The organism is Actinocorallia sp. A-T 12471 (assembly GCF_033875155.1).
Classification (GTDB): domain Bacteria; phylum Actinomycetota; class Actinomycetes; order Streptosporangiales; family Streptosporangiaceae; genus Actinocorallia.
Window position 1 is genome coordinate 832541 of sequence record NZ_JAWZTE010000001.1, and the last position, 21073, is coordinate 853613.

A 21073-nucleotide genomic window follows, 5' to 3' on the forward strand; every position below is an offset into this window, starting at 1 on the left:
CTGATTTAAGGGCGAAGAAAAAGCCGCGCGGGGGCGCGGCGGCGGTCTCAGTCGGGCGGCCGGACCGAGAGCCCGATGAGGACGGGCCCGGACGGCGAGGAGACCAGGTCCTGGATGGTGAGGGGGTCGAGCGAGGCGTAGAAGGCGTCCTGCGCGCGGCGCAGCGCCCCGCGCAGGCGGCAGTCGCCGCGCAGTGGGCACGGGGTGTCGCCATCGCAGGCGACGACCTCCTCCTCGCCCTCGAGTTCGCGGACGAGCCAGCCCACCGACGCGCGGCGGCCGAGCGCGGTGAGGCCGAGGCCGCCGCCCCTGCCGCGCCGCGTGTCCACCACGCCGAGGTGGCCGAGCCTGCTGATCGCCTTGGCCATGTGCGCGTACGGCACCTCGACGGACGCGGCGATCTCCCGCGTCGTCAGCGGTCCGCCGTCGCCCTCGGACGACGCGAGCCGCATGACCGCCCGCAGGGCCAGGTCGGTGAACTTGGTGAGCCGCACACCTCGACGCTAACAAACTCGCATCTTGGATACCAATTAAAAGCGCCGTGGCCTCCGTCACGCCATGACGTGTCGTGGGGGAACGAAAAGCGCCCTGGCGCCGTCCCGCAGGCCGCTAGGGCAGGAGGGGCGGCGCCAGGGCGTCAGACGCGCGGGCGCCGCCGCGGCGGCGCCGTGGCGAGGGTCACGCCTTCTTGGTCTCCCAGAAGATGGCGTCGATCTCGGCGATCTTGCCGAGGAGGTCCTCGGCGACCTTCACGTCGAGGCTGCCCTTGGTGCCACCGGCTCCGGCGAGCTTGGTGGCCTCGTTGAACAGCTCGTGGAGCTGCGGGTACTTCTCGAAGTGCGGCGGCTTGAAGTAGTCGGTCCACAGCACCCACAGGTGGTGCTTGACGAGGTCGGACCGCTCCTCCTTGATCGCGATCGCGCGGGCCTTGAACTGCTCGTCGTCGCTGGCGTGGTACTTCTCGATGGTCGCCTTGACGGACTCGGCCTCGATCCGGGCCTGCGCGGGGTCGTAGACGCCGCACGGCAGGTCGCAGTGCGCCGAGACGACCGTGGTGGGTCGGAGAACGCTCACGGGTCGTGGTTCCCTTCGTGAGTCATGGTGGATCGGATCTTGTGGTTCAGACATTACTCCGGCCGTGGGGCGGCGTGATCGAGGAGGTGCGCGCAGGTGTGGAAGAGAACGCGGACGCGGTTCAGGCCGGTGCGGGTCGAGGGCGTCTCGATGCTGCCGGGACTCGCGCCCGGCGACCTGCTCATGGTCGGGACGGGCGCGCGGGTCCGCCCCGGCGACGTCGTCGTGGCCGAGCACGCGGGGGTGCTGCTGGTCAAGCGCGCGACGTTCCGGCAGGCCGTCGACGGCGGGGGCGAGGGCTGGTGGCTGGAGAGCGACAACCAGAAGGCCCCCGGCCGACGGGACAGCTGGGACTTCGGCGCGGTCGCGGACACCGCGATAGTGGGGCGCGTGCTGTTCCGCTATTGGCCCCTGCTGCGTTTGCGGCATTGGGGCGAGCAGTAGCGGCCGCTCCTTTTGCCGTCCTCGGCGAGAAAGATGTTGTCGCAATTGTCGGCGGCGCACACGCCGAGCGCGGTGAATCCGCGCGCGCCGATCACCAGGCCGAGGCCCATGGCCGCGCCCGCCGCATAACGGTCGGGTACCGAACCGTCCTCGATGAGGTGCATGTGCCAGGAGCTGTCGTCGTGGTTGGACAGCGTCGGATGGACCGGATGGCGCAGCAGCAGCTGGTTGACGCCGTCGGCGGCGCGGTTGTGGTCGCCCTCGGCGGCGGCCTGGAACACCGCGCGCAGGTCGGCGCGGAGCTGCCGCATCGCCTCGAGGTCGCGCTGGGTCACCCTGCCCATGAGGTGCGGCCGGATGAGCAGCAGTTCGCGCAGTGTGTCGAGGTCGCGCAGCGCGTCGACCGACGGCTCGCGCGTGTTGACCAGCTCGACCACCAGGTCCGCGTAAGAAAGGAGGTCCACGAGCGCCCTCACGGTGATCACAGAAATCGTCGCCGGCGGTATGCCAGAAATCGCCCTTGTCTGTGAGTATCACACCCGGCCGGGACAGGTGAACCGCCGATTCGCGGGAACGCCGGATAATTGTCCGCCGAAAGTGCCGGCGGCCGGAGTTCCCCGGGGGAAGCCGCTGGTCGGACGGAGATTATCCGGCGTCCCGTGCGCGCCGGAGGCCGCCGAATTCACATGGTGAAAACAATCTTGCCGAACTGCTCGCCCGCAGCCATCGCGGCGAAGCCCTCGCGCGCGTCGGCGAGCGGCAGGACCCGGTCGATCGGCGGGCGCAGACCCGTCGTGTCCAGCAGGCTCAGCAGCGCGGCGAGCTGGCCGCGGGTGCCCATCGTGGTGCCGACGACCTGGAGCTGGAGGAAGAACGTGCGGGTCAGCTCGGCCGGGGGCGCGTCGCCGGACGTCGCCCCGGAGATGACGATCCGGCCGCCGGGCCGCAGCGCCCGCGTCGAGTGCGCCCAGGTGGCCGCGCCGACGGTCTCCATGACCGCGTCGACCTTGCCGGGCAGCCGCGCACCGCTCTCGAAGACCGCGTCAGCGCCGAGTTCGAGCGCGCGCTTGCGCTTGGCCTCGCTGCGGCTCGTCGCCCAGATGCGGTAGCCGGTGGCCGCGCCGAGCGCGATCAACGCGGTCGCGACGCCGCCGCCCGCGCCCTGCACGAGCACGGTTCCGCCCGGCTTGACGCCCGACTTGTCGAACAGCATCCGGTAGGCGGTCAGCCACGCCGTCGGCAGGCACGCGGCCTCCTCGAACGACAGGGACGCGGGCTTGGGCACGAGGTTGCGGCGCGGCACGACGACCTGCTCGGCGAAGGTCCCGTCGTGGACCTCCGACAGCAGCGACCGCTTCGGGTCGAGGGTCTCGTCGCCGTGCCCGCGGTCGGGGTCGCCGATCACCGCGTGCACGACGACCTCGTTGCCGTCCTCGTCGATCCCCGCCGCGTCGCAGCCGAGCACCAGCGGAAGCTGCTCGGCCCGCACCCCCACGCCCTTCAGCGTCCACAGGTCGTGGTGGTTGAGCGCGGCGGCCTTGACGGTGACGGTCGTCCAGCCGTCGGGCGCCACGGGGTCGGGGCGCTCGCCGAGCTGGAGTCCGGACAGCGGGTCCTGCGCGTCGATACGCGCTGCGGTGACAGCGAACATGGCCGCACCCTAACGGGAGGGTGAGGTCGGCCCCGGCGCGGGGTTGGTCCGGGGCGACGGACTGTCCCCCAGCGCCGGGCCGGGCCTCAGATGCGGTTGACGCCCTCGGCACGGGCCTGGGCGGCGACCGCGGCGATCACCGCGGGGGCGACGCGCTCGTCGAACGGGCTGGGGATGATGAAGTCCTCGGTCAGCTCGGCGTCGGTGACGACGTCGGCGAGCGCCTCGGCGGCGGCGACCTTCATGCCCTCGGTGATCGAGTGCGCGCGCACGTCGAACGCGCCCTTGAAGATCCCGGGGAAGGCCAGCACGTTGTTGATCTGGTTGGGGAAGTCGCTGCGGCCGGTGGCGACGACGCGGGCGTGCGCGCGGGCCACCTCGGGGTGGACCTCGGGGGTCGGGTTCGACAGCGCGAAGACGATCGCGTCGTCGGCCATCGTGGCGATGGCGGACTCCGAGACGGTCGAGCCGGACAGGCCGATGAAGAAGTCGGCGCCGCGCAGGGCCTCCTCGGTCGAGCCGGTCAGGCCCGCCTTGTTGGTGTCGGCGGCCAGGGCCTTCTTGACGTCGTTGAGGCCGTCGCGGCCCTCGTAGACGAGGCCCTTGCTGTCGGACACCGCGATGTCGCCGACGCCCGCGTTCAGCAGGATGCGGCAGACCGCGACGCCCGACGCGCCAGCGCCGGCGATGACGCCGCGCATCTGCGACAGCGGCTTGCCGATGAGGCGCGAGGCGTTCTTCAGCGCGGCGAGCGACACGATCGCGGTGCCGTGCTGGTCGTCGTGGAAGACGGGGATGTCGAGGGCGGCGCGGAGCCTGTCCTCGATCTCGAAGCAGCGGGGGGCGCTGATGTCCTCGAGGTTGATGCCGCCGAAGGACGGGGCGAGCCTGATGACCGTCTCGACGATCTCGTCGACGTCGGTCGTGGCGAGCGCGATCGGCACCGAGTCGACGCCAGCGAACTCCTTGAACAGCAGCGACTTGCCCTCCATGACCGGCATCGACGCGGCGGGCCCGATGTCGCCGAGGCCGAGCACCGCGGTGCCGTCGGTGACGACCGCGACGACCTTGGAGGTCCAGGTGTAGTCGTAGGCGAGCTCCGGGTGGTCGGCGATGGCGGTGCAGACGCGCGCCACGCCGGGCGTGTAGGCGAGGGAGAGGTCGTCCTTGTCGCGGACCGGGATGGTCGAGCGGACCTCGAGCTTGCCGCCCACGTGGAGCGCGAAAGCCGGATCGTCGGAGTAATCGGGAAGGTCAGTAGCCACAGCGACCCCACTGAAAGAAGAAGTTTCGGAATTTCGGGCAGACGCCAGAGGTAAAGACACCCTGCCTTCAGGTGGGGGGGTGTCGGGTTGGTCGCCTCTCGAGAACACGGGGGTCACCCGTCCAGCGATTGTGACATACCCGTGCCGGACTTCAAACAGCAGGTCCCGGGTGAGGGATAGGTCACTCTTGTCCGTTTCTTTCCGGTTCGCTGGAGCGGTCGACGGCGGCCGTGATCCAAAGGATCGCGGCCTCGTCGGCGTGCGGCCACGCCCCACGCTGGACGCGGCCCCCTAGGACATTATTTAGCCCTGAAGGAAAAGGCGCAATATTTCTGCGGGAGCTGTCTTGCCTGTTGGGACAGATTTGTGCTGCGGCTTTGTGCCCCGTCAGTCCAGGTCGTCGTCGTCCTCGTCGTCAAGCCGGGCGAGCCAGGTGGCCAGGCGCTCGACCGGCGTCTCGAACTCGGGGTTGAGGTCGACGAACTCGCGCAGGCGCTCGGCCACCCACACCATCGAGACCTCCTCCTCGCCGCGGCGGGCGACGAGCTCCTCGATGCCGCGGTCGGTGAAGTACATGCCGTCTGTCTCCTTGCGTCCGGGTCTTCTTGAGCCGAGAGGGCCCCGGCGCGTACGCCGGGGCCCTCCCACTGATCTCACCGGCCCCTCAGGGCCTGTCCGTCGCGGCTAGCCGCGCGGGAACAGCCGCGTGAGGATCGCCTCCTGCTCGGCGAGGTGGGTCTTGGTGGACCCGACCGCCGGAGAGGACGACGCCGGACGCGACACGAGGTTGAGCTTCGCGTCGAGGTAGTGCGGCAGCACGAGCGCCAGCGTGGGCCACGCGCCCATGTTCTTCGGCTCGTCCTGCACGTAGGTGATCTCGACGCCCGCCGGGTACTTGGCGAGCTCGGCCTTGATCTCGTCGATCGGCAGCGGGTACAGCCGCTCGATCCGCACGACGGCCGTGTCGTTCGCGCCTGCCTTGTCGCGGGCCGCGACCACGTCGTAGTAGATCTTGCCGGTGGTGAACAGGACGCGCCTGACGCCCGCCGGTTCGGTCTTGTGGTCGGGGATGACCGGCTGGAACGCGCCCGAGGTGAACTCCGCCGCCGCCGAGGTGGCGGACTTGGAGCGCAGCATCGACTTCGGCGTGAACACCACGAGCGGCTTGCGGCGGCCCGAGAGGGTCTGCCAGCGCAGCAGGTGGAAGTAGTTCGCCGGGGTCGTCGGGTACACGACGGTCATGTTGTCCTGGGCGCACATCTGCAGGTACCGCTCGATGCGGGCGGAGCTGTGGTCCGGGCCCTGGCCCTCGTAGCCGTGCGGCAGCAGCAGCGTCACCGACGAGCGCTGACCCCACTTCTGCTCGCCGGAGGAGATGAACTCATCCACGATCGACTGCGCGCCGTTGGCGAAGTCGCCGAACTGCGCCTCCCACGCCACGAGCGCGTCGGGGCGCTGGAGGGAGTAGCCGTACTCGAAGCCCATCGCCGCGAACTCGCTCAGCAGCGAGTCGTGGACGTAGAACTTGTTGACGCCGTGGAAGAACGCCGACAGCGGGGTGTGCGTCTCGCCGGTCTTGCGGTCGACCAGCACCGCGTGCCGCTGGCCGAACGTGCCGCGCTGGACGTCCTGGCCGACGAGGCGGACCGGGTGGCCGTCGATCAGCAGCGAGCCGAACGCGAGGAGCTCGCCGGTCGCCCAGTCGATGGCGTCGTCGTCGATGCTCTTGACGCGCCGGTCCAGCACGGGCTGCAGGCGCGGGTGCACCTGGAAGCCCTCGGGCAGCGACGACTGCGTCTCGATGATCCGCTTGACGGTCTCGGCCGAGATCGCCGAACCCGCCGCCGCGTGGTCGATCGGGATGCGGTCCTCGTCGGGCGGACGGACCACGGCCCCGGGCGGGGTCGGCTGGCTGGCCGCCTCGCGCACCTCGGTGAAGGCCCGCTCGAGCTGCTGCTGGTAGTCCTGCAGCGCCTGCTCGGCCTCCTCGACGGTGATGTCGCCGCGGCCGATCAGGGCCTCGGTGTACAGCTTGCGGACCGAGCGCTTGGCGTCGATCAGGTCGTACATCAGCGGCTGGGTGAACGAGGGGTTGTCCGCCTCGTTGTGGCCCCTGCGCCGGTAGCAGACCATGTCGATGACGACGTCCTTCTTGAACGCCTGCCGGTACTCGAACGCCAGGCGCGCGACGCGGGCGCAGGCTTCGGGGTCGTCGCCGTTGACGTGGAAGATCGGCGCCTGGATCATCCGGGCCACGTCGGTGGAGTACACCGACGAGCGCGAGTACTCCGGCGCGGTGGTGAAGCCCACCTGGTTGTTGACCACGATGTGCACGGTGCCGCCGGTGCGGTAGCCGCGCAGCTGCGACAGGTTCAGGGTCTCGGCGACCACGCCCTGCCCGGCGAACGCCGCGTCGCCGTGGATCAGGATCGGCAGCACCGAGAAGCCCGACTCGCCGATGTCGATGACGTCCTGCTTGGCCCGCACGACGCCCTCGAGGACCGGGTTGACGGCCTCGAGGTGCGAGGGGTTGGCGACCAGCGAGGTGTGGATGTTGTGCCCGTTCCACGCCGCGAACTCGCCCTCGGCCCCGAGGTGGTACTTGACGTCGCCGGAGCCCTGCGCGGAGCGCGGGTCGAGGTTGCCCTCGAACTCGCCGAAGATCTGCGAGTAGGACTTGCCGACGATGTTGGCAAGCACGTTCAGGCGGCCGCGGTGGGCCATGCCGATGACGGCTTCGTCGAGGTTCGCCGTCGCCGCGGCGGTGATCACCGAGTCGAGCAGCGGGATCAGCGACTCGCCGCCCTCGAGGGAGAACCGCTTCTGGCCGACGAACTTGGTCTGCAGGAACGTCTCGAACGCCTCGGCGGAGTTGAGCCGCTGCAGGATGTGCAGCTGCTCCTCGCGCGAGGGGGCCTCGAACGGCCGCTCGACCTTGTCCTGAATCCAGGCCCGCTCTTCGGGGTCCTGGATGTGCATGTACTCGATGCCGACGGTCCGGCAGTACGACGCGCGCAGCACGCCGAGGATCTCGCGCAGCGGCATGGTCGGCTTGCCGCCGAAGCCGCCGGTGGCGAACTCGCGCTCCAGGTCCCACAGGGTGAGGCCGTGCTGGAGGATGTCGAGGTCGGGGTGGCGGCGCTGCTTGTACTCGAGCGGGTCGGTGTCGGCCATGAGGTGGCCGCGCACGCGGTAGGCGTGGATCAGCTCGTGGACGCGCGCGATCTTCGCGATGTCGTTCTCGTGGGTCGCGGAGATGTCCTGGACCCAGCGGACCGGCTCGTACGGGATGCGCAGCGACTCGAAGATCTCGTCGTAGAAGCCCTGCTCGCCGAGCAGCAGCGCGTGCACGACGCGCAGGAAGTCGCCGGACTGCGCGCCCTGGATGATGCGGTGGTCGTAGGTCGACGTGAGCGTCATGACCTTCGAGATCGCCATCCGGGCAAGGGTCTCCTCGGAGGCCCCGGCGTACTGCGCCGGGTACTCCATCGCGCCCGCGCCGACGATCGCGCCCTGTCCCGGCATGAGGCGCGGCACGGAGTGGACCGTGCCGATCGTGCCGGGGTTGGTCAGGCTGATCGTGCCGCCCATGTGGTCTTCGATGGTGAGCTTGCCGGCGCGCGCCTTGCGCACCAGCTCCTCGTACGCCGCCCAGAACTGGCGGAAGTCGAGCGTCTCGGCGGCCTTTATCGACGGGACGACGAGCTGGCGCTGGCCGTCGGACTTCTTGATGTCGATCGCCAGGCCGAAGTTGACGTGCTCCGGCTTCACCATGGTGGGCTTGCCGTCCACCTCGGTGTAGTAGGCGTTCATCTCCGGCATCGCCTTGAGCGCCTGCACGATGGCGTAGCCGAGCAAATGGGTGAAGGAGACCTTGCCGCCCGTGCCCCGCTTCAGGTGATTGTTGATCACGATGCGGTTGTCGATCAGCAGCTTCGCCGGTACGGCGCGCACGCTGGTCGCGGTGGGCACCGACAGGCTGTTCTCCATGTTGGCCACCGTCTTGGCGGCCACTCCACGCAGTTTCACCTCCTCCGCTCCGGAGGACACCGGCAGGGGCTGCGCCTTGGGCGCGGCCTTCGCCGGTGCGGGGGCGGGCGCGGCCTTGGGCGCCGCGGGCGCGCTGGGCGCCGCAGGGGTGCTAGGGGCGGCCGCAGGCGCGGCGCCGTTCACTGGCTGAGCGGGCTTCGCGCCCGGCTGGTAGTCCGCGAAAAAGCTCCACCAGGCACGGTCGACCGTCTCAGGGTCTTCCAAGTACTTCTGGTAGAGCTCATCGACCAACCACTCGTTGGCGCCGAAATCACTCAGATCGGCAGGGGTGTGCGACTCGCTCGACACGGCGGAGATCGCCCTCTTCCGCAGCTCGCAGGTGGGTTCTAAACGTCCATAAGGCTACTCGCCTTGGCGAGCGTGTGCTGCCGTGACCTCCGCCGTACGCGGGGACGGCCCGTGTCCGGGGACGGCCGGGACGTGTCGGACAGGGGTGGGGTCGCACTAGAGCCGGATTCGGTTCAGTGCTACCAATGGGTATCGGCCCATGGTCCACTGGGGTCCCACCCGCTCTCGGCTCGCCCGCCGACGCCCGAGGGCCGCACACGTCAACGTCAGGGAGCGCAAACAATGTCTGAACTGCGGTACGACGGCAAAGTCGCGATCATCACCGGCGCCGGGCACGGCCTGGGACGGCAGCACGCGCTGGAGCTCGCCTCCAGGGGCGCGAAGGTCGTCGTGAACGACCTCGGCGGCGACCTGCACGGCGAGGGCGAGTCGGCGAGCCCCGCGCAGGAGGTCGTGGCGGAGATCATCAAGAACGGCGGCGAGGCCGTCGCGAACGGCGGGAACGTGGCCACCGAGGAGGGGGCCGCCTCCATCGTGCAGACCGCGCTGGACGCGTTCGGCCGGATCGACATCGTCATCAACAACGCGGGCATCCTACGGGACAAGTCGTTCAAGAACATCACCGTCGCCGAGTGGGACGCGGTCATCGCCGTCCATCTGCGCGGCGCGTTCCTGGTCACCAACGCCGCGTGGCCGCACCTGCGCGAGGCCGGTGCGGGCCGGGTCGTCAACACCTCGTCGCCGGCCGGGCTGTTCGGCAACTTCGGCCAGGCCAACTACTCGACGGCCAAGATGGGCCTCGTCGGCTTCACCCGGACCCTCGCGGCCGAGGGCGCGAAGGCGGGCATCAAGGTCAACGCGATCGCGCCGGTGGCCTACACCCGGATGACGTCCGACCTGTTCCCCGCCGAGTTCGCCGAGAAGCTGGGCGTCGAGCAGGTCACCCCGCTGGTGGCCTACCTCGCGCACGAGAGCGTGCCGGACAGCGGCCAGGTTTACACCGTGGGCGGCGGGCACATCGCAAGGATCTTCGTCGCCGAGGGCCCCGGCTTCACCAAGAAGGACGGCCTGAGCGTCGAGGACATCCGGGACAACTGGGGTCAGATCTCTGAGCAGGAGCCGTCGGCGGTGTACGCCAACATCGGCGAGCAGACCACCGCGACCTTCCAGAAGCTGGCCTGATGATCAAATTCACCAGCCGGGACGGGGTGGGCACGATCACCCTGTCCCGGCCAGAACGGCTCAACGCGATCACCCCGGAGAACGTCGAGGAGATCATCGCGATCCTCAACGGCCTCAAGACCGACGCCGAGACCAAGGTCGTCATCCTGACGGGCGAGGGCCGCGGTTTCTGCGCGGGGATGGACATCCAGGGGCAGGGCCTCGGCGACTCCGGCGGCGGCTCGGGCGAGGGCCAGGGCCGCGTCCAGCGGATCTACCAGGGCATGGCGCGGTCGGGTGAGATCGTGCTCGGGCTGCGGGAGATCCCACAGCCGGTGATCGCGGCGCTGCGCGGACCCGTCGTGGGGATGGCGTTCTCGATGGCGCTCGCGTGCGACCTGCGGGTGGCCGCGCCGTCGACCAAGTTCCACACCCCGTTCCTGAACCTCGGGTTCTCGGCGGGCGACCTCGGGCTGACGTGGATGCTGCCGCGCCTCATCGGCACCGCGCGGGCCGGGGAGATCTTCTACCGGGCCCAGTCGATCGACGCCGAGCGCGCGCTCGGTCTCGGGCTCGTCACCGAGATCGCCGACGACGACGTCGCGGCGGCCGAGGCGCTGGCGGCCGAGCTGCTGACGCGTTCGCCGTTCGGGCTGCGGCACACCAAGGAGCTGCTCAACCTCTCCCTCGACGCGCCGGGCCTGCGCACCCAGCTCGCGATCGAGAACCGCACGCAGACCCTCGGGTTCCTCACCGAGGACCTGCTCGAGGGCATCGCGGCGACGATGGAGAAGCGGCAGCCGAAGTTCCGCGACCGCTGAGCCTGCCGGGAGCCCCCGTGACGTCGTCCGGGGGCTCCCCGCGCGGGTCATTCGGTCGACAGCGCCGCCTTCGGGCATGACCTGACGGCGTGGCGCACCTTGTCCTCGAGACCCGGCGGGACGTCCTCGACGAGGATCGTGAGGTTGTCGTCGTCGTCCAGGTCGAAGACGTCGGGGGCGAGCCCGACGCAGACGCCGTTGGCCTCGCACACGAGGTAGTCAGCGGTGACCTTCATGGCAGTTTCCTTTCAGACGGGCTTGCGACGCGTTGTACCACCGCGCGCCCCAACTCTCCGAATCCCGTTCGGTTCTGTCAACGCCCCCGGTCCGTCGCGGACGGGCCGCCACGGCCGAAGTAGAACACGTTCTAATATGACGGCACAAGCCCCCGTCCGGGGCCGGTGTGGGCGAGGCCACACCCCCCGGCACTGGGCTGTGTCCACCCCATGCGGGAGGGTTTCCTACCCACCCCGAACACGTGTGAACAAGAGGCCCCCGGACATGAGCGAGACAGTTCCCGAGATGCCCGCCGACCTGCTGCGCGCGGCCCTCAACGCCAAGGGCTTCATGCCCCCGGACGAGGGCAGGGCGCTGTATGAGACCGCGGTGCGGTACGGGCGGCTCGGACCGATGCTCGAGGTCGGCACGTACTGCGGGAAGTCGGCGGTCTACTTCGGCGCGGCGGCGCGCGCGGCCGGGACCGTCCTGGTGACGGTCGACCACCACCACGGCAGCGAGGAGAACCAGGCGGGCTGGGAGCACCACGACCCGTCCCTGGTCGACCCCTGCACGGGCCGCATGGACACCCTCCCGGTCTTCCGCAAGACCATCGGCTCCGCGGGCCTCGAGGACGTCGTCATCGCCATCGTCGGTACCTCCGAGGCCGTCTCCGCCCTGTGGTCGACCCCTCTTTCCCTGCTCTTCATCGACGGCGGCCACAGCGAGCACTTCGCCCAGGCCGACTACACCCTCTGGGCCGACAAGATCATGGTCGGCGGCTGCCTCGCCATCCACGACGTCTTCCCCGACCCCGCTGACGGCGGCCAGGCCCCCTTCCACGTCTACAACCGCGCCCTGGCCTCCGGCGCCTTCACCGAGGTCCGCTCCGAAGGCTCCCTCCGCATCCTCGAACGCACCTCAGAAACCAACCCCCTAACCCCCGCCTAAAAACTCACCCCTCACCGGGCGCGACGAGGCCGTGTTCGTAGGCGAGGATCACCAGGTGGACGCGGTCGCGCACGGCGAGTTTGGTGATCGCGCGGGTCACGTGGGTTTTGGCGGTCAGGGGGCTGATCAGCAGGGTGCGGGCGATCTCGTCGTTGGACAGGCCCCTGGCCACCAGGCGTACCACCTCGTTTTCGCGGGTGGTCAGGGCGGCGAGGGAGGCGGCCGGGCGGGACGGCTTGCCGGCGAAGCGTGCGATGACGCGTTGGGTCACGCCGGGGGAGAGAAGGGCCTCGCCGGCCGCCGCGACGGCCACCGCCCTGCGCAGCTCGGCGGGCTCGATCTCCTTGGTGAGGAAGCCGCTCGCCCCGGCCGCCAGAGCCTCGAAGAGATGGTCGTCGGTGTCGAAGGTGGTGAGGATGACGATCCTCGTCGTGGGGCGGGCGGCGCGGATTCTGCGCGTTGCCTCGATGCCGTCGATGCCGGGCATGCGGATGTCCATGAGGACGACGTCGGGGGCGAGGCGGGCGGCGAGGTCGACGGCCTCGGTGCCGGACGCCGCCTCGCCGACGACGGCGATGTCCTTCGCCCTGGCCAGGAGGCTGCGGAAGCCCGCGCGGACGAGGGCCTGGTCGTCGGCGAGGAGCACGGAGACGGTCACGCCGGGGAGCCTTCCACAGGACAGGGGAGGGTGGCGTGGAGGGTGAAACCGTCGTGGGACTGCCACTCCAGGGTGCCGCCCAGGGCGGTGACGCGCTCGCGCATTCCGGTGAGGCCGTGGCCGGGGACGACGGGGGAGGACGCGGACCCGTCGTCGGAGACCGTGACGCGCAGTGCGCCGCCGTCGGCGGTGAGGCGGACGGTCAGGTGTGCCGCGCCGGAGTGCCTGAGCGCGTTGGTGACGGCCTCGCGCACGACCCGGTAGGCCAGGAGGCCCTGCGCGGCGGGGACCGCCTCCAGATCGCCTTCGCGGACGATCTCGACGGCCAGGCCGCCCGCACGCGCCGCGGCGAGCAGCGTCCCGATGTCGGCGACGCCGCCGCGCGGCGCGCCGCGCAGTTCGCCCACGAAGGTCCTCAGGTCGGCCATGGCCGCGCGGCGGGCCGTGGCGGCGGTGCCGAGGGCGTCGCGCGCGGCGGGGAGGTCGACGCCCGGGCCGTCGGGGTCGTCGGTGAGGGCGTCGGCGGCGACGCTCAGGTGGACGCCGACGACGGCGAGGGTGTGCGCGACCACGTCGTGGACCTCGCGGGCGATCTCCAGCCGCTGCTCGGCGAGCCTGGTCAGCTCGACCTGCGTCAGCCGCGCCTCGTGCTCGGCGCGCCACCTCGTGTACTGCCGCCACGCGGTCGCCCCGCTCAGCAGCAGCCCGAGCCACAGCGCCTCGGTGCCGACCCGCGCGATGACCGCGCCGCCGTCAGCGCCGAAGAGATGAGCCTCCCCGCCCACGCCATAGGCGAGGACGAACAGCCCGACCCCCACAGCCCAGCCGAGCCGCCCGGCCAGAGCCGCGCCCACCAGCGCCGCGCTGAACGGCCACAACCACCCGCCCCCGTACAGCTCGGCGGTACGGAACCCGAGCAGAACGAGCCCCGAGAACACCAGCACGGCGACCGGAAACCGCCGCCGCACCAGCAGCGCCCCGCCGAGCAGCACCCCCACCGAGAACGCGCCCTCATACGTGACAGGCTCACCGATCAGCGCGGGCCACACGCACACGGCACAGAAGGTCAGCGCCGCAAGCACCCCATCGCCCCCGAAGCCCCTCACCAGGCACCCCTCCGGCCCACAGCCGCCGCGAGCACGACCCAGACGAGGTCGGCGGCGAGCAGCACACGTTCGACGAGTCCGATCGGCGCGGAGTGCGTCAGCGCCATCCGGTCCACCAGGCACACGACGAACAGTACGAGCGATCCCCCCGCGACCACCGCGCACCAGGTCAGCGCCCGCGACGGCATCCCGCCCGCCCGCGTGAACACCACGATCCCGGCGAACAGCAGACTCAGCCCCGCCCACGCCGCGAACCCGTGGACACTCTCCGAAACCGACGGCGCGTGCCACATCCCGGGCGGATCAGCCGGAAAGACCACGCACAGCGTCAGTGACGCCGCCGCCCCACCGAACAACCACCTCGCCCTCCCCTTTCCGACGAGCGTCGCGAGTCCCGCGACGGCGACCACGATCCCCGCGATCCCGACGGTCACCAGCCACCCGTAAGGCCCGTTGACGTACCGGCTCACCACCTCCGCGACCGGGTCGTACTCCCGGTGCACGAGATCGGACGCCGCGAACGCCACACCCGTCACCCCCGCCCCCACCCAGGCAAGCCAGACGACGGGATTTACGGCGGTATGAGCCATGTTTTGTGTCATGGACGGAAAGCTAGGTTCCGTACCCGGTTGTCCGCGTCGTTCGGGGAGAGGCGGTCTGTCGTGCTCCGTGCGAGTACCCGCGTACGCCGTGGGGAGTACGCGGGTGTGCGGTGCGGAACGCGTCAGGTGTGGGCGGGTTGGGGGCAGTCGCAGGGGGGGGAGAGGGGGGAGGGGGCCAGGGGGCGGCCGTTGATCTCCTTGAAGATGCGGGCTGCGGGGGTGGCGTCGGCGAGGGCCTCGTTGGCCAGGAGGACGGCGGCGGCGGTGTAGGTGGAGCGGTCCCCCGGGAAGTGGCGCTGGTGTTCGAACTGCCAGCCGGTCCAGTAGGAGCCGTCCTCGTGGCGCAGGAACTGGATGTCGGCGAAGACGTCGAAGGCGCGGGGGTCGCCTGCGGCGTTGAGGGCCATGACGAGTTCGCAGGTCTCCGCGCCGGTCACCCACGGCTGGTCGGAGACGCAGCGGCAGCCGAGGCCGGGCGCCATGTAGGTGTCCCAGCCCTTGGCGATGAGCTCATCTGCGGCCCTGCCGCGCACCGCGCCGCCGAGGACCGGGTAGTACCAGTCCATCGACCAGCGCGACTTGTCGGCGAACGCCTCGGGGTGGTGGGCGATGACATGGCCGAGACTGTCGGCGGCGAGCTCCCAGTCGGGCTGCGGCTCGCCGAACCGCTCGCCGAGCGCCACCGCGCAGCGCAGCGCCTGGTAGATGGACGAGCAGCCGGTCAGCAGCGACTCCGCGCCGACCGAGCCGTCCTCCCAGCGGATCCACTTGACGTCGCCGAGCGGCGTCTGCAGGCCCACGACGAAGTCGATCGCCGCCCGCACCATCGGCCACATCGAGCGCACGTAATCCTCGTCGCCCGAGACGAGCAGTTCGTGCCACATGCCGACGGCGATGTAGGCGGCATGGTTGGACTCGCCGCCGGTGTCGGTGACCTTCTCGTCCTCCCACTTGGCCGGCCACGACCCGTCGGGGCGCTGCTCGCCTTGCAGCCACCCGTACGCGCGCCGGGCCTCCTCCCCGAAGCCCGACGCCGACAACGCCATGGCCGCCTCGACGTGGTTCCAGGCGTCGACCTTCCCTGCCGGGTAGCCGTCGAAGGACGCGTACCAGGGGATGGCCCCCGAGGGGTACTGCTGACGGACGATCGAAAGGGCCGTCGCCTTGACCTGCTCGGGGGTGAGGATGACGTCAGCCCGCATAGGACGGCTTGGTCAGGTAGACGACGACGCTCTTGCCGATGACCGGGTTGAGCACCTTCTCCGCCAGACGGGTCGCCAAAGGCTGCTTCATGATGTCCCACACGAGGATCTGGTGGTACGCCTTCACCGCGGGGTTCTCGGTGTTCTCCAGCCCGGCCGCGCACTTGAGCCACCAGTACGCCGAGTGCAGCCCGTGCGCGTGGTGGTGCCCGTCGATGCGGAAGCCGATGGACTTGAGCTTGGCCTCGAGCTCGGCCCGGGTGTAGATGCGCACGTGCCCGCCGGGCGCGGTGTGGTAGTCCTCCGACAGCGCCCAGCAGATCCGCTCCGGCAGCCATGACGGCACGGTCACGGCGACCTGGCCGCCCGGCTTGAGGACGCGGAACAGCTCGCGCATCGCCTTCATGTCGTCGGGGATGTGCTCCATCACCTCGGCGGCGACGATCTTGTCGAAGGTGGCGTCCTCGAACGGCAGGTCGAGCGCGTCGCCCTCGACGGTCTCGGCCGACGCGCCCTCGGGGGCCTGCCCCTCGAGCTCCATCGCGCCGAACATCGACTGGACGCTCTTCAGCTCCTCGGCGTCCATGTCGAAGGCCGTCACGGAAGCGCCTCGGCGGTACAGCTCGAAAGCGTGCCGTCCGCCGCCGCAGCCCATGTCGAGGACGCGCTCCCCCAGGGCGATGGGGAACCGCTGGAAGTCAACGGTAAGCAGAGGGGGCTCCTTCCACCGGCGGATCGGGTGGTGATCCGCGATCGGGGGTCAGCGTGCGGATGCGATCGCTGCCCGGTAGTGCTCGACGGTCGCCTTGGCGACCGCGGACCAGGTGTAGCGCTCCTGGACGCGCCGGTATCCGGCCTCGCCGACGCGCTCGCGTTCCTCGGGGGAGTCGTGCAGCTTGCGCAGTGCCGCGGCGAGTTCCTCGACGTCGCCGGGCGGCACGAGGACCGCGGCGTCGCCGACGACCTCGGGCAGCGCCCCGGCCGCGCTGGCGACCAGCGGGGTCCCGGACGCCATGTGCTCGACGGCGGGCAGCGAGAACCCCTCATACCGGGACGGGACCACCGCGATCTCGGCCGACGCGAGCAGGTCGCCGAGTTCCTCGTCGGAGATCCCCGACACGAACCTGACCTTGTCGCCGAGCGCGAGTTCCTTGACGAGCTTCTCGGTGGGCCCGTCCTTGCGCGGCCGGCTGACCACGACGAGGTGCACGTCGCGTTCGGTGGCGAGCTTGGCGACGGCGCGCAGCAGCACGTCGACGCCCTTGAGCGGCGAGTCGGCGCTGGCCATCGCGACGATCCGGCCCGCGACGCGCTCGGCGCGCGGCCCGCGCGGGTGGAAGATCGAGGTGTCGACGCCCAGCGGCAGCACGTGGATGCGGCCGGGGTCGGTCTTGAAGTCGTGCGCGATGTCCCGCTTGGACGAGCTGGAGACGGTGAGGACGCGGCCGATTCTGGCCGACACGAACGCCTGCATCCGCACGAACCCGTACCACCGGCTCTTGCCGAAGACCTGCTTCAGCCCGGCCCAGCCGCCGATCTTGCGGGCGGCGTCGAGCTCGATCTTGCGGTCCTGGCTGATCGGGTGGTGGATGCTGGTGACCATCGGCAGGACCTTGGGGATGCCGAGGTTGCCCAGGCCAAGCACCTGGTTGTCGTGCACGACGTCGAAGTCGCGGCGGCGCTTCTTGAGCGCGCGCAGCACGCGCAGGCTGAAGGTCAGCGGCTCGGGGAACCCGCCGGTCCGCATGTGCGCGAACTCCAGCACGTCGATCCAGTCGCGGAACTCGCCGAGCTTCGGGGTCCGGAAGGGGTCGTCGTCGTTGTAGAGGTCGAGGCTGGGGACCTTGGTGAGGGTGATCGACGCACGGTCGAGGACGGGATAGGGCTGGCCGGAGAACACCTCGACGGTGTGCCCGAGATCGGCGAGTTCGCGGCTCAGATGCCGCAGATAGACGCCCTGCCCTCCACAGTGGGGCTTGCTCCGGTAGGAAAGCAGTGCAATCCGCAGCGGCTTCTCAGCGCTCACGCCCACCTCTTCATCATCGCGCCCGGATCAATCCAATGTTGTACAGAGTGTCTGACTCTAGCCCGGCCATGTTACCGATGGGTTCCTTGGTCTTCTATGGGGAAGGGCGGGCCACCTTGGGGTGACCCGCCCTTGTTTGAGGGTATTCGCCCAACGTTGTAGGGAGTTGTAGCGGTTCAGCTGCGCCGAGGGGTCGGCGTGAACCTGACCGGGATCTCCTTGAAACCGTTGACGAAGTTCGACCGCATCCGCCGGACCGGCCCCGCCTGCTGGATGTCGGGCAGCCGCTCGGCCAGCGCCCCGAATAGGACGGTCAGGTTCATCCGGGCCAGGTGGGTGCCCAGGCAGTAGTGCGGGCCGCCGCCGCCGAACCCGATGTGCGGGTTCATGCCGCGCCCGATGTCGAACGAGAACGGGTTCTCGAAGTGCTCCTCGTCCCGGTTGCCCGACGGGTAGAACATGACGACCTTGTCGCCCGCCTTGATCTTCTTGCCGCGCAGCTCGACGTCCTGGGTGGCGGTCCGCCGGAACAGGTTGAGCGGGCTGGTCCAGCGGACGATCTCGTCGGCCGCCGAGGAGATCAGCGACGGGTCGGCCTTCAGCCGCTCCCACTGGTCGGGGTGCTCGAAGAACGCGAGGATGCCGCCCGCGGTGGCCGTCCGGGTCGTCTCGTTCCCGGCGATCGTGAGCATCAGGATGAAGAGGTTGAACTCGTCGTCGGTGAGCAGGTTGCCGTTCTCGTCCGGCTGCAGGAGCTTGGTGGCGATGTCGTCGCGGGGCTCGGCCTTGCGCTGCTCGGCGATGCCCTGCGCGTACATGTAGATCTCCGCCGCGGCGGCCTGGGCGGCCTCGGGGCCCGCCTGGAGCTCGGGGTCGTCGTAGCCGACGAGCTCGTTCGACTTCTCGAACAGGAAGTCGGCGTCCTCCAGCGGCGCGCCCATCAGCTCGCAGATGGTCTGCAGCGGCAGCGGCGCGGCGATCTGCCTGACGAACTCGGCCTCGCCGGTCTCGCACACGTCGTCGATCAGCCGGTGCGTGATCTCCTCGATGTGCTCGCGCAGCCGGTTGATCATCCGGGGGGTGAAGCCGCGGTTCACATAGGACCGCTGCCGGGTGTGCTTGGGCGGGTCCATGAACAGCATCATCTGCTGCTGCAGCGCCAGGTCCTCGGGCGTCATCTCCTGGAACATCGACGTGCGCAGCGCCGCCGAGAACAGGTCGGGGTTGCGCGAGACGTAGACGATGTCCTCGAGCTTGGTGATGGCCCAGAAGCCAGGGACGCTCGGGTCGGGGTCGTAGTGCCAGTGCACGGGGTCGTTGTGGCGCAGCCACGTCCACTGCTCGTGCGGCGTACCGCTGCGCTCGTACTGCTCGAGCGCGATGATGTCGATCTTCGGGATCTCGGGTGCGGACATGCGCGGACTCCTCGAAGGGTGGGACGGACGTGCTTCAGCCGAAGTTGAGGTGGGCGGAGGAGTTGAACCCCCCGTCCGGGACGCGCAGCGCGCCGGCGAGGCCGGAGGGCGTCCAGGGGCCGTCCGGCGAGGTGACGACCTGGGCGACCGCCGCCGCGGCCATGACGGCGACCTTGCCGCCGTAGACGACGAACACCTGCCCGTTGACGGACTCGGCGGCGGGAGAGGCGAGGTAGGCCACGAGGGGCGACACGTGGGCGGGCGACAGCGGGTCGGGTCCGTCGGCGGGGGCGGCGCCGAAGACCCCGGCCGTCATGTCGGTGCGCGCGCGGGGGCATATCGCGTTGGTGCGGACGCCGATCCTGCCGACGGCCAGGGCGGTCGAGAGGGTCAGTGCGGTGATGCCGCCCTTGGCCGCCGCGTAGTTCGGCTGGCCCGGCGCGCCGATCATGAACGCCTCGGACGAGGTGTTGATGATGCGCCCGTAGACGGGACCGCCCTCGCTCTTGGAGACTCCACGCCAGTACGTGACCGCGTGACGCGAGGTGACGAAGTGGCCCTTCAGGTGCACCCTGACGACCGAGTCGAACTCCTCCTCGGTCATGTTGAAGATCATCCGGTCGCGGGTGAAGCCCGCGTTGTTGACCAGGATGTCGAGCGACCCGAACGCGGCGAGCGCGGCCTTGACCAGGCCCTCGCCGGTGTTCCAGTCGGCGACGTCGCCCGCGTGCACGACGGCCTCGCCGCCGCCGTCGCGGATCTCCTCGGCGACCGCGTCGAGCGCGTCGCCGGGCAGGTCGTTGAGGACCAGCCGCGCGCCTTCCGCGGCGAGGGCGAGGGCTTCGGCGCGGCCCAGGCCCCGGGCCGCGCCGGTGACGATCGCGGTGCGCCCGTCGAGGCGCGTGTCGGCGGCGGGAGGGGTGTCGCTCATGAACGCTCCGGGATGTGACTGCGGATGATCTAACGCTTGCTTGGTTCAACTCAAGTCAACGGTGAGACGCGAGTCTCGTCAAGGGTCTCACTCCGGTGTGCGGTGTGTCACACGCCACTTCCCCGGAGCGCCCGTCGCGGATGGTCAGGGGCTGAGCGCGTACCGCATCGGAACCTGCCCGTCGACGCGCCGGACCATGCCCCGTCCTTCCAGCACGCGCAGGTGTGCGGCGGTCTCACCCGTGGCCAGATGACGGCTGACCGGCGGCATCGTCTCCCACGGGTAACTCCAATGGCACCGCGAGGTGAGGGCCCACAGCGTCTGCGGCTCGGCCGTCAGCAGGCCGAGCACCTCGTTGAGCCGTTCCTCGTGGTGCTCGATGATCTCCTTCGCGCGGCGCGGGATGCCGCTGAAGGAGTACTGGTGCGCCGGAAGCGCGTCCTCGATGCCGAGCCCCGCGGTCATCTCCAGGGAGCGCAGGTAGTCGCCGAGGGGGTCGACGTCGGGCAGGTCGTAGGGGTACAGGCCGACGTGCGGGGTGATCTCCGGCAGCACGTGGTCGCCGGTGAACAGCACGTCTCGGTCTTCCAGGTGCAGGCAGATGTGGCCTGGCGAGTGGCCGGGCGTCCACACCGTGCGCAGCGCGCGGCCCGGCAGGTCGATCAGGTCGCCGTCCTCCAGCTCACGGTCCGGCACCGCAGGCGGGTCGGGGCGGTAGTCGTTGTCGGTGAAGTCCGACCCGTCGGCCTCGGACGCGCCCGCGCGCACCAGCCAGTCGCCGAGCCGCTCGTCGGCGCGCTCGCGCATGATCCGGATCAGCTCGGCGTCCGCGCGGTGCATCGCGACCCACGCCCCGGACGCCTCACGCACCCTGCCCGCGAGCCCTGCGTGGTCAGGATGCATGTGCGTGACGACGACCCCGTACACGTCCGCGACTGACGTGCCGAGCTCCACGAGCCCCTCCTTGAGCGCCTTCCACGACGCCGGATGCTCCCACCCCGCGTCGATCAGCACAGGCCCCCTGGGACTCTCCAGCACGTACACCAGCGTCCGCCCCAGCGGATTGCCGGGAATCGGCACTGGCACGCTCCACACGCCCGGCCCGTGATCCGGCATGGCACTCCTTCTGTTGGGGGTAACGCCGTTGAGGGGTAACGCCGTTGAGGAAAACACTGTCGACGCGCACGCGCGGCGCGTCGGCGGCGGTGCGGC

21 protein-coding genes are annotated in these 21073 nt (G+C 70.2%); 4 read left to right on the plus strand and 17 right to left on the minus strand.

Features of this window, described 5'->3' with window-relative positions; genetic code table 11:
• Positions 1-47: 47 nt before the first annotated feature.
• Together R9X44_RS03925 and sodN are read right to left on the minus strand one after the other, a co-directional pair.
• A complete protein-coding gene (locus R9X44_RS03925) occupies positions 48-494 on the minus strand; it encodes an Rrf2 family transcriptional regulator (protein WP_319812548.1) in 447 nt (148 codons plus the stop codon).
• 184 nt (positions 495-678) lie between these two features.
• Positions 679-1128, minus strand: a complete 450-nt coding sequence (gene sodN, locus R9X44_RS03930) for a superoxide dismutase, Ni (RefSeq protein WP_319812549.1) — start codon at positions 1126-1128, stop codon at positions 679-681.
• Positions 1129-1170: 42 nt separating this feature from the next.
• Here sodN and R9X44_RS03935 point away from each other — a divergent pair, with 42 nt between their 5' ends.
• A complete protein-coding gene (locus R9X44_RS03935) occupies positions 1171-1518 on the plus strand; it encodes a S24 family peptidase (RefSeq protein ID WP_319812550.1) in 348 nt (115 codons plus the stop codon).
• Here the strand turns inward: R9X44_RS03935 and R9X44_RS03940 are convergent.
• The 5 genes from R9X44_RS03940 to R9X44_RS03960 form a co-directional block, all read right to left on the minus strand.
• Positions 1476-2003, minus strand: coding sequence for an ABATE domain-containing protein (locus R9X44_RS03940; RefSeq protein WP_319812551.1), 528 nt, complete (start codon positions 2001-2003; stop codon positions 1476-1478). The two genes, R9X44_RS03935 and R9X44_RS03940, sit on opposite strands and share 43 nt — an antisense overlap.
• 197 nt (positions 2004-2200) lie before the next feature.
• Positions 2201-3169 carry a zinc-binding dehydrogenase gene (locus R9X44_RS03945; protein ID WP_319812552.1) on the minus strand — a complete coding sequence of 323 codons (969 nt, stop codon included), beginning with the start codon at positions 3167-3169 and terminating at the stop codon, positions 2201-2203.
• 86 nt (positions 3170-3255) lie between these two features.
• Positions 3256-4434 (minus strand): NADP-dependent malic enzyme, encoded by a 1179-nt coding sequence (locus R9X44_RS03950; protein ID WP_319812553.1) that lies wholly within the window; start codon positions 4432-4434, stop codon positions 3256-3258.
• A 387-nt stretch (positions 4435-4821) separates the two neighbouring features.
• Complete coding sequence (locus R9X44_RS03955) at positions 4822-5010, minus strand: DUF6104 family protein (RefSeq protein WP_319812554.1); 189 nt, start codon at positions 5008-5010, stop codon at positions 4822-4824.
• A 108-nt stretch (positions 5011-5118) separates the two neighbouring features.
• Positions 5119-8772, minus strand: coding sequence for a multifunctional oxoglutarate decarboxylase/oxoglutarate dehydrogenase thiamine pyrophosphate-binding subunit/dihydrolipoyllysine-residue succinyltransferase subunit (locus R9X44_RS03960; RefSeq protein WP_319812555.1), 3654 nt, complete (start codon positions 8770-8772; stop codon positions 5119-5121).
• A gap of 282 nt (positions 8773-9054) precedes the next feature.
• Between R9X44_RS03960 and R9X44_RS03965 the strand changes: the two genes are divergently transcribed.
• Both R9X44_RS03965 and R9X44_RS03970 read left to right on the plus strand, forming a co-directional pair.
• Entirely contained in the window at positions 9055-9954 is a 900-nt protein-coding gene (locus tag R9X44_RS03965; protein WP_319812556.1) for an SDR family oxidoreductase, read from the plus strand.
• Positions 9954-10754, plus strand: coding sequence for an enoyl-CoA hydratase/isomerase family protein (locus R9X44_RS03970; RefSeq protein ID WP_319812557.1), 801 nt, complete (start codon positions 9954-9956; stop codon positions 10752-10754). The genes R9X44_RS03965 and R9X44_RS03970 overlap by 1 nt, the downstream gene beginning before the upstream one ends.
• A gap of 47 nt (positions 10755-10801) precedes the next feature.
• On the opposite strand, the gene R9X44_RS03975 is transcribed toward R9X44_RS03970, so the two are convergent.
• Positions 10802-10990, minus strand: a complete 189-nt coding sequence (locus R9X44_RS03975; RefSeq protein ID WP_319812558.1) for a ferredoxin — start codon at positions 10988-10990, stop codon at positions 10802-10804.
• Positions 10991-11255: 265 nt separating this feature from the next.
• Between R9X44_RS03975 and R9X44_RS03980 the strand changes: the two genes are divergently transcribed.
• A complete protein-coding gene (locus R9X44_RS03980; protein ID WP_319812559.1) occupies positions 11256-11921 on the plus strand; it encodes a class I SAM-dependent methyltransferase in 666 nt (221 codons plus the stop codon).
• Positions 11922-11925: 4 nt separating this feature from the next.
• Here the strand turns inward: R9X44_RS03980 and R9X44_RS03985 are convergent, their stop codons facing one another.
• The 9 genes from R9X44_RS03985 to R9X44_RS04025 form a co-directional block, all read right to left on the minus strand.
• Complete coding sequence (locus tag R9X44_RS03985) at positions 11926-12579, minus strand: response regulator transcription factor (protein ID WP_319812560.1); 654 nt, start codon at positions 12577-12579, stop codon at positions 11926-11928.
• Positions 12576-13634 (minus strand): sensor histidine kinase, encoded by a 1059-nt coding sequence (locus R9X44_RS03990; RefSeq protein ID WP_319812561.1) that lies wholly within the window; start codon positions 13632-13634, stop codon positions 12576-12578. Before R9X44_RS03990 ends, R9X44_RS03985 begins: the two co-directional genes overlap by 4 nt.
• Before the next feature lie 47 nt (positions 13635-13681).
• A complete protein-coding gene (locus R9X44_RS03995; RefSeq protein WP_319812562.1) occupies positions 13682-14287 on the minus strand; it encodes a DUF998 domain-containing protein in 606 nt (201 codons plus the stop codon).
• A gap of 122 nt (positions 14288-14409) precedes the next feature.
• Positions 14410-15489, minus strand: a complete 1080-nt coding sequence (locus tag R9X44_RS04000; protein WP_319812563.1) for a prenyltransferase — start codon at positions 15487-15489, stop codon at positions 14410-14412.
• Entirely contained in the window at positions 15479-16201 is a 723-nt protein-coding gene (locus R9X44_RS04005; RefSeq protein WP_319812791.1) for a class I SAM-dependent methyltransferase, read from the minus strand. The genes R9X44_RS04000 and R9X44_RS04005 overlap by 11 nt, the downstream gene beginning before the upstream one ends.
• Positions 16202-16249: 48 nt before the next feature.
• Positions 16250-17515 (minus strand): glycosyltransferase family 4 protein, encoded by a 1266-nt coding sequence (locus tag R9X44_RS04010; RefSeq protein ID WP_319812564.1) that lies wholly within the window; start codon positions 17513-17515, stop codon positions 16250-16252.
• Positions 17516-17691: 176 nt separating this feature from the next.
• Positions 17692-18930: a cytochrome P450 gene (locus R9X44_RS04015; RefSeq protein ID WP_319812565.1), complete on the minus strand. Its 1239-nt coding sequence runs from the start codon at positions 18928-18930 to the stop codon at positions 17692-17694.
• 34 nt (positions 18931-18964) lie between these two features.
• Positions 18965-19861: an SDR family NAD(P)-dependent oxidoreductase gene (locus R9X44_RS04020; RefSeq protein ID WP_319812566.1), complete on the minus strand. Its 897-nt coding sequence runs from the start codon at positions 19859-19861 to the stop codon at positions 18965-18967.
• A 144-nt stretch (positions 19862-20005) separates the two neighbouring features.
• The gene (locus tag R9X44_RS04025; protein WP_319812567.1) at positions 20006-20977 is read right to left on the minus strand and encodes an MBL fold metallo-hydrolase; all 972 of its coding nucleotides are present in this window, start codon (positions 20975-20977) and stop codon (positions 20006-20008) included.
• Between the last annotated feature and the right edge of the window lie 96 nt (positions 20978-21073).